Origin of the sequence: Streptomyces sp. NPDC005791, assembly GCF_042871485.1 — a bacterium.
GTDB lineage: Bacteria > Actinomycetota > Actinomycetes > Streptomycetales > Streptomycetaceae > Streptomyces.
In genome coordinates, this window is sequence record NZ_JBIAIP010000001.1 from 578,554 (window position 1) to 590,770 (window position 12,217).

The window sequence follows — 12,217 nt, forward strand, 5'->3', positions numbered from 1 at the left end:
CCCTCTGTCCCGGCGCCTAGCGGATGTTCGGGTCGAAGGTGAAGATCACCAGCGTGCCCAGCAGGACGGTGAACACCGTGGCGGTGTACAGGAGCATCTTCAGCCAGAAGCGGGTGTTGTCCCGTTCGGCGTAGTCGTTGATGACCGTACGGAGGCCGTTGGCGCCGTGCAGCATGGCGAGCCACAGCATCGCCAGGTCCCAGATCTGCCAGAACGGCGAGGCCCAGCGGCCTGCGACGAAGGCGAAACCGATCTTGGACACGCCGCCGTCGAGCACCAGCTGGATCAGCAGGTGGCCGATGACGAGGACGACCAGCACGATGCCCGACAGGCGCATGAAGAGCCAGGCGTACATCTCGAAGTTCGTGCGCGAACCCTTGGGGGTCTTGCCCGTGCGCTTGCGCGGGGGCTCGATCACCGGGGCCGGGTTGTCGACGTCGAACAGGCTTACGCCCTCGACGTCACCGATCGCGGAAGAAGGTGTCTCGGTGGACATCGGCCTCAGCTCCCGAAGACTTCGCGTACGGCGTGTCCGAGGACGGGGTACAGGGCCCCGACCATCAGCACGATCCAGATACCCATGACGGTCCAGAGCATCTGCTTCTGGTAGCGCGGGCCCTTGGCCCAGAAGTCCACGGCGACGATCCGGAGACCGTTCAGCGCGTGGAAGAGAATCGCGGCCACCAGGCCGTACTCGAGCAGCGCGACGAGCGGGGTCTTGTAGGTGGCCACGACGTCGTCGTACGCCTCGGGGGAGACACGCACGAGAGCGGTGTCCAGGACGTGTACGAACAGGAAGAAGAAAATGAGGACACCGGTGACTCGATGAGCCACCCAGGACCACATGCCTTCCCGGCCGCGGTACAGCGTTCCAGCCGGCACGGAAGAACCCTCCGGGAGCGGGGATTGGGGTCGGCCGGCTTGACTGTCGGTCTGACCCGGCCGGGTACGGTCCACCGGCCCCGGCCATCGTAGCGACGCTTTGTCGGTTCCATGGCGGCGGGGCCTCCGGTGTGATCAAAGCGGCAGTCAAACAGGCACGGACGGGCTACCTGGGGTCATATGCCACAGGGGGGAGCGGGCCGGGCTCCCGGCCCGCCTCCGTCAGCAGCTCGATGATGCGGCCCCGGGCGAGTCGACGCATCTCCTCCGCGGTCAGGGCGCGCTCCTCGTCCGGTTCGTGCGCCAGCCGGGTACGGATCGCGGCCAGCACCTGATCGACGTGCTGGGAGGGGCGCAGGCCGTCGAGACAGATCACGAAGACGTGGCCGAACCGGCTCTCGTACGCGGCGTGCGCGGCGCGCAGTGCCAGATGGGCGGCGCGGGGCGCGTCGTGATGCAGGCAGGGAGCGCTCTCCGAGGCGAGCGCCTCGGAGAGACCGGCGGGCGCGAGGTCGTACCCCGCCTCGTCGGAGGCGGCGAGCAGCGTCTCCAGGTCCGGATAGGGCCGGTGGGCGGCCACGCGCTGCGCCCAGCGGCTGCTGCCGCAGCACTCCAGCAGGGCCGCTTCGGCCAGGTCCCGGGGCCAGGCGTTGAAGCGGGCGAGACCACTCGAGTGGGCATGTCGCCGGGTAGTCACGGACACTGGTTCCGGAACGGGGGCCTCCACCGGGACCTCCCTGAGGGCCCGGACGGGGTGCCGGTTCCGGTTCTGGACGGGTACGGCCGTCCGCCCGGCCTGCTGCGGTTTCGGCAGGTCGGCGTGGGACTCGCTGGACCTGGACAGCGGGACTCCTCGAATGAATGACTTCTGTGACCCTGGAGAGGGACCGGAGAGCGACGAGGTTGCGCGGGGTGGGAGTGAAGACTGTTACCTGTGATCCATCACGCTAGCGAGACCGAGCGGCGTGCAACCGAAGGACGCGAGAAATTCACCTGGACGGGAGAGTTTCGGAACGCCTGATGGACGAAGCAGTGGGGGAAATGCCCGACTTTCTCATCTTCTTTGCTCTGTTTTTCCCCCAATCCGGAGGTTTCTGACCGATGTCGCCCTCGCATGCTGCACGCGCCTCACGCGCACCCCTGGTGGCCGGCGCCGCTGTCGCGGTGGCAGCCGCCGTCACCCTGACCGTCGTCGTCTGGCCCGAGGGCTCCGGCCCCGGCGCGTCGGCGTCGTCCCGCACCTCCGTCGCACCGTCACCCACCCGGAGCTACCCGCTCTCCACGACGCCGCGGACGATACCCGCGGTCCGTGAGCACACCGCCGCCCGCGGGCCCGGCTGGAAACCGGCCGAGGACAGCGCGGTCGTCGCGGCCGACCCCGAGCTCGCCGACGAGGCGAAACTGCTCGCCGATGAGCTGAAGATCACCTACCGGGGCGAGAAGTCCGCCCGGTCCGGCGACGTCGAGCTGGCGCTCGCGGCCTCGGGCAAGGGCGACCCGGAGTCGTACACCCTGAAGACCGCGGACAACCGCGTGACGATCAGCGGCCCCGGCCAGGCGGGTGTCTTCTACGGGACCCGCACCCTGAAGCAGTCGCTGAACACCGGCAGCACCGTGCCCGAGGGCGTGGTGCGCGACACCCCCGACCGGCCGCAGCGCGGGCTCAACCTCGACATCGCACGCAAGCACTACAGCGCGGACTGGATCGAGGACCGGCTGCGCGAGATGGCCGACCTCAAGCTCAACCAGCTCGGCCTCCACTTCTCCGACGACCAGGCCTTCCGGATCGAGTCCGATTCGCACCCGGAGGTGGTCTCCGCGGACCACCTCACCAAGGCCGAGGTCCGCCGGATCGTGAAACTCGCGCAGAGCCTCCACATCACGGTCGTCGGCGAGATCGACTCGCCCGGACACCTCGGGGCGGTGCTGAAGGCGCACCCCGGTCTGCAGCTGCGCAACACCCAGGGCACCGCCCGCCAGGGAGCCATCGACATCTCCAAGGCCGAATCGGCCGAGATCGTCGACGACCTGCTCCGCGAGTACGCCGAGCTCTTCCCCGGCCAGTGGTTCCACGTCGGTGCCGACGAGTACCAGGCGCTGACCGTCAGCGACCCGGCCGCCTCGTACCCGCAGCTCGCCGCGGCCGCCCGCGAGAAGCACGGCGACGGCGCCACCGTCCAGGACCTCACGGAGAGCTGGTTGAACGACCGTGCGGCGGTGATCCGCGAGGCGGAGAAGATCCCCAAGGCATGGAACGACGGCTTCTTCAGCGGTGGCGCGGTCACCGCGGCCAAGGACATCGAGGTCGAGTACTGGACCGGCAAGGAGATCGGCGCCCGGCCGCCCCAGGACTACCTGGCCGAAGGCCGCGCGGTGGTCAACCTCAACGACGAGTTCCTCTACTACGTGCTCGGCGAGCCCAACGACTTCACGTACCCGACCGGCGAGCGGATCTACGAGCAGTGGACCCCGCTCGTCCTGCGCGGGACCGAGCCGGTGGCCGAGCGCTACTCGAAGCAGATCCTGGGTGGCCGGTTCGCGGTCTGGGGCGACTTCCCGAACGCGCAGACGCAGGCACAGGTGGCGGAAGGAATCCGGCTGCCGCTGAACGCGGTCTCCCAGAAGCTGTGGGACCCGCGGGAACCGGAGCTGACCTGGGCGCGGTTCCAGCAGCTGGCGGACGAGGCCGACGCGTCGAACTGATCGGCAATCGCGTGGACAGCGACGCCGCCGGCGGCTAGGTTCCGCTTGCCGCGCGCCCTGGGAAGGGGCGCGCGGCTCCTGCGTTCCGGACGAATCCTGGGGGCCGTTCCATGCTCTGCACCACATGCCGTACGAGACCCGTCGCTTCCGACGACGGGCGCTGCACCCGCTGTGCGGCTCTGCGTTCCTCACCGCCGCACGGGCTCATGTCCGCGGCTCCTGTCCCGACGATCGAGTCCTGGCACCGGCTGCGCTCGCCCGACCGGCTCGCCACGGCGGTCGTCGCCCTGCTGGCCGCCGTGATCGCCACGGACCTCCTGGCCGTCGCCGCCGGGGCGTACCTGCGCGGCGTCGTCGCCGACGCGGTCGCCGGCGACCCCACGGCGTTCGCCGGGCCCGCGGCGACGCGCGCCGACCTCCTGTACGCCCGTGCCGGAAGCCTGCAGATGATCGCGGTGCTGGCGACCGCCGTGCTCTTCATCATCTGGTTCCACCGGGTGCGCCGGAACGCCGAGGTGTTCGACGCCGGTCTGCAGCCCATGCGGCCCGGGTGGGCGATCGGCGGCTGGTTCGTGCCGCTCGGCAATTTCTGGCTGCCGCGCAGGGTCGCCGGGGGCATCTGGGCCGCGAGCGCCCAGACGAACCCGGACGGTGCCTGGCGCACCGTCTCGATGGCGCCGCTGAACCTCTGGTGGGGGGTCTACGTCTTCTCGCTGCTCTTCACCCGGTACACGGCCAAGCGGTACGAGCAGGCCGAGCTGCTGCCGGAGGTCATGGACGCGGCCGGCATGGTCATGGTGGCCGATGTGCTCGACGCCGTCGCCGCCGTCCTCGCGATCCTCTTCGTACGCAAGCTGACCCGGATGCAGGGCGAGCGCGCGGCCCTCGGTGTGACCCCGCTGTCCGCGCCGTCGACGGCCGGTCCGGCGTCCGTCTGAGTTGACCCGTTCTCGCGCTTCCCCGTGGTGCGGGGCGGGAAGAATGACAGCCCGGTGCCACGGGGGGAGCATGATGTGGGTTTCTGGGGCTGTTATCTGGTGGGCCGCAGCGGTGAGCCGCTCATCGGCCACCCGGCGTTACGGGACGCGCGGGAGCGGCTGACGCTGCGGGAGTACCGCGCGGACGGCTGGCAGGTCTGGTCCCATCCGACGGAGCCCTCGCTGGGCAGCATGACCGCGCTGGCCGACGCCGCACGGGCGCCGGTCCTCCTCGGGTTCGTCATGGACGGTGCCTGCGTGGCCGTCGAGGCTTCGGCACCGCGGAGCGGGTCCTGGTACGCCTGCCTCGGCAGGGAGCCGATGACGGCGCTCCTGGGCCGGGACGGCACGACGCTCGAGGACCTCTTCCTGCCACCTGAGGACGCGGCCGCCCGGGCCGTCGGGTGGGCGGCTGAATCTGGCCGTGGGGTTCTCGAGGGCCCCCTGCTCGAACTGTTGCGTATCGAGCGGCCTGAGTGGTCCGCGGAGGAGCTTTTCTTCGCTTTTCTGGACCGTCTGGGCGTCGTCGGCCGGTCCAGCTGACGTCCCGTGGCGATGTTCCGTGTCGGAAGGGTGACGCTTTTCGGCCATTCGGCGCAGTACGCGGTAACGGGAAGCGGTGTGCTTCCGGGCGTCGATGGGCCGCACGGGCCGATGGACGGGACGGTCCGATGGGGGATGTCGATGAGTCTGCTGGAGCTGATCGCACGGGCCGACGAGCGGGGGCTGGCGGCGAGCGGAGTCGCCTGCCTGGACCGCTGCCTTCCGGCTCCGCCGGACGGAGACGGGCCGGAGCCCCTGCGCCCGCTCTGGGCGGGCTGCGAGAACGGCGCCGCATGGGCGGCCCGGCTCGACGCCGTACACGCGGTTCTGGAAGGCGCGGCGAGGAGCGACCCGACGGCGGCCCGCGTCCGGGCGCTGCTCGGCGAGGCGCCCCGGGACTTCGCCGCCGGACCGCTGCGCGCATGGGCGGACGCCTGTTCGCTCCTCGCGCTGGAAGTGCACCGGGAGTTCGACTTCCCGGCCGGCGACGGCACCGCGGCGTCCTTGCGCCGGTCGGCCGGCGGTGCCGAGGTGGCTGTGGGCGGTGGTCCGCTCGTCATGGGCGAACTCCGCCGCCAGGCCGAGATCCTGGAGGGTCTCGCCGAGACCACCGGACCTGTGGGCGGCGGAGCGGGACTGCGCCGTGCCCTGGACCTGTCGACCGAGGGCCGGCGGGTACTGCGCGCGGTGATGTCCCGCCGCGCCCGCGGACAGTCCGGGGGCGGCATGCCGGAGTGAGGCCCGGATCCGGAGGGGCACCGAAAGGGGAGAGCGGTGCACCGGGCCGGGGTGTGGGTTCGGTCAGGCCAGGGGTGGTCAGGTGGGTGCACGGAACGACGACCGGGGCCGCCACCCCCCACAGGAGAGGCCCCGGTCGTCTTCCGCGGGGCCGCAGAGCGGCCCGTACTCATTTCAGCGCCACGGGTGCGTTTTCTGTCACACCGCACTGTGTCAGGAGACAGTTGCGGGTTGTACAAGTCATGGACGGGGCACCGCCCGACCACGTAGCGTGCTGAGTCGCGCAGGGTGGCGCAGTAGTGGTGACCAGCTACGATTCTGATCAGCAGGGCGGGTTGAGGGAGTGCTGGGGGACGACGCGGAGCTGACCGCCGCGGTGCTCGCGGCACAGGACGGGGACGAAGACGCCTTCCGGACTGTGTACCGCGCCGTGCACCCACGGTTGTTGGGCTACATACGTACGTTGGTCGGTGAACCGGACGCCGAGGACGTGGCGTCCGAGTCCTGGCTGCAGATAGCGCGTGACCTCGACCGGTTCAGCGGGGACGCCGACCGCTTCCGCGGCTGGGCCGCGCGGATAGCGCGCAACCGCTCGCTCGACCACATACGGATGCGGGGCAGGCGCCCCGCCGTCGGCGGCGACGAGAGCGAACTGGCTGGTGAGCCCGCCGAGTCCGACACCGCGACCGAGGCACTGGAGTCGATGGCCACCGGACGAGCCATGTCCCTCATCGCGCAGTTGCCGCAGGACCAGGCCGAGGCGGTCGTGCTCCGCGTGGTGGTCGGTCTCGACGCGAAGAGCGCGGCCCGGACGCTGGGCAAGCGCCCCGGTGCGGTGCGCACCGCCGCGCACCGCGGTCTGAAGCGGCTCGCGGAGCTGGTGGGCGCCGACCACGGCCCGGAGGACGACCTTCCGGCAGCGGGCGGGGAGCTCGGCGCCGTGCCCGCGCAACGCCCTGGCCGCCACGGTGCGGTGACGCCCGCCGGTGTGACGCATTCGCGTCCGTGGACGCAGAAGGACATGTGATGGCCGACGAGCAGCAGGAGTGGCTTGACGCGGACGCGGCGGAGAAGTTGCTCCGTGGCGAGTCCGTCGAACCCGTCGACGATCACGCGAGAGCCGGGGCGCGGCAGCTGGAGGCCGCGCTGCTCGCCCTGCGGACCCCGGGCCCGTCCGGTGACGAACTGCCCGGCGAGTCCGCCGTGCTGGCCGCCTTCCGCGAGGCGTCCCGGGGCGGGAAGCGGTCCGGTGCGGTGCGCCCCGCCGGACTCGCGGGCCGGCAGGACGCGCTGCACGCCGTACGGATCGGGAAGGGGCGCAAGGCCACGCCCCGGCGTGCGCGCTGGACCCGCCCGGTGCGCTACGGCCTCGCCGTCTCACTCGCCGGGTGCGCACTCGGTGGGGTGGCGGTCGCCGGGGGTACGGGCATGCTTCCCGCGCCGTTCGGCGGCCAGGGCTCGCCGGCTCCGGTGACGTCCGTCTCGGCGGCCGCGTCCCCCCGCGAGCTGGGCGTCGAGGTGCCCGACGGCGGCGGTGAACCGGCGCCCGTGCCCTCCGCCACGTCCGGTGCGCCCGGCGCGCCCCCGGCCTCGGACGAGCCGGACGCCGGGACGGCCGGGAGCGACGGGCGGACCGGGCCGGACGGCGGTGCGACGCGGCGCGAGGACGGTGACCGGGACAGCGGTACCGGTGACGCCGACGACGGTACGAGCGGACCCGAGGTGCCCGGAGCGTCCCCGGCCGAGGTGTACAAGACGTCGGTCAAGGCCTGCCATGCCTACCGCGCGGACACCTTGAGCCGGCCGGACGAACGGCGGCTCCTCGAGCTGACGGACGGGAAGGTCGATCTGGACCGCTTCTGCGACCGGCTCCTGGGCGCGGACGGCCAGGGCGGGGAGAGCGCCGACGACGGCGACAAGGACAAGGGCGACAGCGGGAACGGCGGCGCGGACAAGGGTGAGGACAACGGCGGGGACGGCGAGAAGCCGATTCCCCCCGGTCTCCTTCCGCACGCCGTCCGCGCTTGTCCCGACAATGCGCTGACCTGCGTAGACGCGGCAGCTGTAACGTTCTCCGGCACTCCGGCGCAGTAGTGAGTGCCGACTGGTCATCGGCGGCGCGAAAGAGCCGGGGTTCCCCCCGTACCTTCGGCTCAGCGCACCCGGCGCGGGCGGGACACGTTCCCCCGGTCCCGTCCGCGCCCCTTTTCCGGTCACGCGTCTACTGGTAGATGACGACCTTGTCGCCGTCCTGTACCTGGGCGTAGAGCGACGCGATCTTCCCCTCGTCCCGCACGTTCACACAACCGTGCGAGGCGCCGTCGTAGCCGCGCGCCGCGAAGTCCGACGAGTAGTGCACCGCTTGGCCGCCGCTGAAGAACATGGCGTACGGCATGGGGGAGTCGTAGAGCGTGGAGACGTGGTGGCGGGATTTCCAGTACACCGAGAAGGTGCCCTCACGGGTGGGTGTGTACTGCGAGCCGAACCGCACGTCCATCGACGACACGACCTTGCCGTCGATCATCCAGGACAGCGAGCGGCTGTTCTTGCTGATGCACAGGACCCGGCCCGTCATGCAGCGGGCGTCGGGCTTCGCGGCAGCCGGCGCGGCGTCCGGCGGGTCGAGTTCCTCCGCCGTCGGCTCCCGCGTCATCGCGAGCAGCCGTTCCCAGGTCACCGTGTCGGTCCTCCCCGTGCGTTCCAGGCCCCGCTTGCCCTGGAAGGACTGCACGGACGCGAAGGTCGTGGTGCCGTAGTACCCGGTGGGGCCACGGCCGAAGTGGCCGATCTGACGCAGCCGGGCCTGCAACTCCCGTACCCGCTTGCTCCGGTCGCCCATGGACATCAGGGTGCTGGGCCGCGGAGAGGGGCGAACGCTCGGCGTCCGTGAGGGAGTGGCCGAGGGGCTCGCCGATCCACCGCCGGGCCCGGCGGCGTCCGCGGTGGGCGACGGTGCGGGTGTGGGGCGCGAGGGCGCCTTCGCCGGGAGGGTGGTGGGCTCCGTCGCCCCCACCGGCTCGACCTTGCAGCCCGCCGTCAGTGTGGTCAGCGCGAGTACGCCGACGGCTGCCGCGGCCGTCGTACGCGCTCGGCGTGCGTTGCTCTTCGTCCGCATACGTCTCATGTCCTGCCCCCTGGGTCGCCCGTCGCGGACCCGGCCTCGCGTGACCCGTCGCGCACGGTCCGTCGCGCGGCGCGGATGTCTCATGAGACGGATTCCCGGCCCGCCCGGTTGCCGAATCCTGCGCGTGGGGAGAAGTGCGCGTCCGGACCTCGTGGTAGTGCTGGGGGAAGGCCCCGGCGGAGGGCTCCCGCAGGCCGTGGCGCCGCCGTCGGGGTCCGTCGCGGATGTGGTCACCGGACGAGTGGCGTGAACGGGAGGCACAGCAGATGACGCGTGAGTCCGAATCGGGACTGCCCATCGAGCCGGTGTACGGGCCGGAGGTGCTCGACGGCTGGCGGGCCGAGGAGAAGCTCGGCGCCCCGGGCGCCTTCCCCTTCACACGCGGTGTCCACCCCACCATGTACACGGGGCGGCCGTGGACGATGCGCCAGTACGCGGGATTCGGTACGGCCGCCGAGTCCAACGCCCGGTACAAGCAGCTGATCGCCGACGGCACGACGGGCCTGTCCGTCGCGTTCGACCTGCCCACCCAGATGGGACACGACTCCGACGCCCCCCTCTCCTCCGGTGAGGTCGGCAAGGTCGGCGTGGCGATCGACTCCGTCGACGACATGCGCGTCCTGTTCGGCGGGATCCCGTTGGGCGAGGTCTCCACGTCGATGACCATCAACGCCCCTGCGGCGCTCCTCCTCCTTCTCTACCAACTGGTCGCCGAGGAGCAGGGCGTACCGGCCGACCGGCTCACGGGCACGATCCAGAACGACGTGCTCAAGGAGTACATCGCCCGGGGCACGTACATCTTCCCGCCGAAGCCCTCGCTGCGGCTGACCGCCGACATCTTCGAGTACTGCAAGGCCGAGATCCCGAAGTGGAACACGATCTCGATCTCTGGTTACCACATGGCCGAGGCAGGCGCCTCGCCCGTGCAGGAGATCGCCTTCACCCTCGCGGACGGCATCGAGTACGTCCGCACCGCCGTCGCGGCCGGCATGGACGTGGACGACTTCGCGCCGCGTCTGTCCTTCTTCTTCGTCGCCCGTACGACGATCCTCGAGGAGGTCGCCAAATTCCGTGCCGCACGCCGGATCTGGGCACGGGTGATGCGGGAGGAGTTCGGCGCGAAGAACCCCAGGTCCCTGATGCTGCGCTTCCACACGCAGACCGCGGGCGTGCAGCTCACGGCCCAGCAGCCCGAGGTCAATCTGGTCCGGGTCGCCGTCCAGGGCCTGGGCGCGGTCCTCGGCGGCACGCAGTCGCTGCACACCAACTCCTTCGACGAGGCCATCGCCCTGCCGACGGACAAGTCGGCCCGCCTCGCCCTGCGCACCCAGCAGGTCCTGGCGTACGAGACGGACGTGACGGCGACGGCGGACCCCTTCGCCGGTTCGTACGTCGTGGAGAGGATGACCGACGACGTCGAAGCGGCGGCGCTGGAACTGATGCTCCGGGTCGAGGACATGGGCGGCGCCGTCGGCGCCATCGAACGCGGCTTCCAGAAGGGTGAGATCGAGCGCAGCGCCTACCGCGTCGCGCAGGAGACGGACAGCGGTGAGCGCGTCGTCGTCGGTGTCAACCGCTTCCGCCTCGACGAGGAGGAACCGTACGAGCCGCTCCGCGTCGACCCGGCCATCGAGGCCCGGCAGGCGGCCCGCCTGGCGCGGCTCCGCGCCGAACGCGACCAGCGGGCGGTGGACGCGGCACTGGCGGGGCTGAAGGCGGCGGCACAGGGTTCGGACAACGTGCTCCATCCGATGAAGGACGCGCTCAGGGCGCGGGCCACGGTGGGTGAGGTCTGCGACGCGCTGCGGGAGGTGTGGGGGGCGTACGTCCCGGCGGACGCGTTCTGAGCGGACGCCTCAGGCGATCGCTGATCCGTGGGCAGGTGCGTGCACAGTGGTCCACGAGGCACCGTGCCGGACGTGGCCGGTGCGGAGACGGGGCTCTCCGTGGGCCGTCCGCCGGACGGCGACAACGACTGGTCCTCCACATCCCGGACCGTGCGGGCGGTGTGTCGGACCCGCGTGCGACACTCCGTTCATGCTGGGTGTCACCGATCTCCCGACCTATCTCGCCGGCCTGGTGCTGATCATTCTGCTGCCGGGACCGAATTCGCTGTACGTGCTCTCCGTCGCCGCCAGACGTGGGGTGCGCACCGGTTATGTGGCCGCTGCCGGGGTGTGGACCGGGGACACGATCCTGATGACCTTGTCCGCGCTCGGTGCCGCCTCCCTGCTGCAGACGACGCCGCTGCTCTTCGGCATCGTCAAGTTCGCGGGCGCCGGGTACCTGACCTGGCTGGCGATCGGGATGCTGCGGTCGGCCGTGTCGATGTGGCGCGAGCGGCACCAGCGGATGGCCGATCTGGCGGACGAGGGCGGCGCGCCCGCGACGGACGCGGAGCGTCCCTACCGTCGTGCGCTCGTGGTCAGCCTGTTCAATCCCAAGCTGATCCTGTTCCTCATCTCCTTCTTCGTGCAGTTCGTCGATCCGGGTTACGCCTATCCGGGGCTCTCCTTCCTGCTGCTGGGCACGCTGCTGCAGCTCGGCAGCTTCCTCTACCTCTCGGCGCTGATATTCGGCGGCACCCGCCTGGCCGCCGCCTTCCGCCGCCGTAAGCGGCTGTCGGCGGGGGCCACTTCGGCGGCGGGTGTGCTGTTCCTCGGGTTCGCGGCGAAGTTGTCGTTCAGCAGCGTCTGAGTGCGGCGAGCGGGCTCAGTGGTGCCAGGCCTTGCCGCCCACGTTGTGGATCATCCGCTGGAGGACCTTGAGCGCGGCGACGAACTCCTCGTCGGGGATGCCCGCGTGGATCTCCGCGAGCGCCCTGCCGACCCGTTCCGCGGCCTTGTCGCGCAGGACGTGTCCCTCGGCGGTCAGCCGCAGGCGGGTGCCGGAGTCCTCGGTGACCAGGCCCTGGGCGACGAGGGTGTCGATCTCGGGCTCCAGTGCGCCGCCGACGCCCAGATAGCCGCTGAGCATCGCGACCACCTCGGCCCGCGGGCGGCCCTGTTCGTCCGCGTCGGTGAGCTGGTTGAGGACCCACCAGGGGGGCTGGGTCAGACCGTGTTCGGCCAGCGCGGCCCGGATGTGGGTCACGGTCGCGTCGTAGGCGGCCCAGCTCCAGTAACCGATGGGCTGCCGCGCCAGTCCTGCGTCGTCATGTGAGTAGTCCATGCCCTGGACCGTAGGACCTCAAGTTACGTTGAGGTCAAGGGGTGCGTCGGATGGCGGGGTGCCCGGCTCCGTGGAACCT

General features: G+C 71.1%; 13 protein-coding genes. 8 read left to right on the forward strand and 5 right to left on the reverse strand.

Features of this window, described 5'->3' with window-relative positions; genetic code table 11:
* Positions 1 to 16: 16 nt before the first annotated feature.
* The 3 genes from ACFYSH_RS02875 to ACFYSH_RS02885 all read right to left on the reverse strand — a co-directional run bounded on the left by ACFYSH_RS02875 (position 17) and on the right by ACFYSH_RS02885 (position 1,609).
* The gene (locus ACFYSH_RS02875; RefSeq protein WP_359467266.1) at positions 17 to 496 is read right to left on the reverse strand and encodes a succinate dehydrogenase hydrophobic membrane anchor subunit; all 480 of its coding nucleotides are present in this window, start codon (positions 494 to 496) and stop codon (positions 17 to 19) included.
* Positions 497 to 501: 5 nt separating this feature from the next.
* Positions 502 to 882 carry a succinate dehydrogenase, cytochrome b556 subunit gene (sdhC, locus tag ACFYSH_RS02880; RefSeq protein WP_359467263.1) on the reverse strand — a complete coding sequence of 127 codons (381 nt, stop codon included), beginning with the start codon at positions 880 to 882 and terminating at the stop codon, positions 502 to 504.
* 166 nt (positions 883 to 1,048) lie between these two features.
* Entirely contained in the window at positions 1,049 to 1,609 is a 561-nt protein-coding gene (locus tag ACFYSH_RS02885; RefSeq protein ID WP_359467260.1) for a 2-oxo-4-hydroxy-4-carboxy-5-ureidoimidazoline decarboxylase, read from the reverse strand.
* A 374-nt stretch (positions 1,610 to 1,983) separates the two neighbouring features.
* Between ACFYSH_RS02885 and ACFYSH_RS02890 the strand changes: the two genes are divergently transcribed.
* The 6 genes from ACFYSH_RS02890 (at position 1,984) to ACFYSH_RS02915 (ending at position 7,937) form a co-directional block, all read left to right on the forward strand.
* On the forward strand, positions 1,984 to 3,585 hold the full coding sequence (locus tag ACFYSH_RS02890) for a family 20 glycosylhydrolase (RefSeq protein WP_388750541.1): 1,602 nt from the start codon (positions 1,984 to 1,986) through the stop codon (positions 3,583 to 3,585).
* A 206-nt stretch (positions 3,586 to 3,791) separates the two neighbouring features.
* Positions 3,792 to 4,523 carry a DUF4328 domain-containing protein gene (locus ACFYSH_RS02895; RefSeq protein ID WP_359467255.1) on the forward strand — a complete coding sequence of 244 codons (732 nt, stop codon included), beginning with the start codon at positions 3,792 to 3,794 and terminating at the stop codon, positions 4,521 to 4,523.
* A 75-nt stretch (positions 4,524 to 4,598) separates the two neighbouring features.
* Positions 4,599 to 5,105, forward strand: a complete 507-nt coding sequence (locus ACFYSH_RS02900) for a hypothetical protein (RefSeq protein ID WP_388750544.1) — start codon at positions 4,599 to 4,601, stop codon at positions 5,103 to 5,105.
* A 141-nt stretch (positions 5,106 to 5,246) separates the two neighbouring features.
* A complete protein-coding gene (locus tag ACFYSH_RS02905) occupies positions 5,247 to 5,843 on the forward strand; it encodes a hypothetical protein (RefSeq protein WP_359467249.1) in 597 nt (198 codons plus the stop codon).
* A gap of 343 nt (positions 5,844 to 6,186) precedes the next feature.
* Positions 6,187 to 6,870: an RNA polymerase sigma factor gene (locus ACFYSH_RS02910; protein ID WP_359467246.1), complete on the forward strand. Its 684-nt coding sequence runs from the start codon at positions 6,187 to 6,189 to the stop codon at positions 6,868 to 6,870.
* Complete coding sequence (locus tag ACFYSH_RS02915) at positions 6,870 to 7,937, forward strand: hypothetical protein (RefSeq protein ID WP_359467243.1); 1,068 nt, start codon at positions 6,870 to 6,872, stop codon at positions 7,935 to 7,937. The genes ACFYSH_RS02910 and ACFYSH_RS02915 overlap by 1 nt, the downstream gene beginning before the upstream one ends.
* A gap of 127 nt (positions 7,938 to 8,064) precedes the next feature.
* Here ACFYSH_RS02915 and ACFYSH_RS02920 read toward each other — a convergent pair whose 3' ends face one another.
* On the reverse strand, positions 8,065 to 8,967 hold the full coding sequence (locus tag ACFYSH_RS02920; RefSeq protein WP_388750549.1) for a L,D-transpeptidase family protein: 903 nt from the start codon (positions 8,965 to 8,967) through the stop codon (positions 8,065 to 8,067).
* 266 nt (positions 8,968 to 9,233) lie between these two features.
* On the opposite strand from ACFYSH_RS02920, the gene ACFYSH_RS02925 reads away from it, so the two are divergent.
* Both ACFYSH_RS02925 and leuE read left to right on the forward strand, forming a co-directional pair.
* Entirely contained in the window at positions 9,234 to 10,814 is a 1,581-nt protein-coding gene (locus ACFYSH_RS02925) for a methylmalonyl-CoA mutase (protein ID WP_388750552.1), read from the forward strand.
* Between the two features lie 190 nt (positions 10,815 to 11,004).
* Positions 11,005 to 11,664, forward strand: a complete 660-nt coding sequence (gene leuE, locus ACFYSH_RS02930; protein WP_388750555.1) for a leucine efflux protein LeuE — start codon at positions 11,005 to 11,007, stop codon at positions 11,662 to 11,664.
* Positions 11,665 to 11,679: 15 nt separating this feature from the next.
* On the opposite strand, the gene ACFYSH_RS02935 is transcribed toward leuE, so the two are convergent.
* Positions 11,680 to 12,138: a MarR family winged helix-turn-helix transcriptional regulator gene (locus ACFYSH_RS02935; protein WP_359467230.1), complete on the reverse strand. Its 459-nt coding sequence runs from the start codon at positions 12,136 to 12,138 to the stop codon at positions 11,680 to 11,682.
* Positions 12,139 to 12,217: the final 79 nt, after the last annotated feature.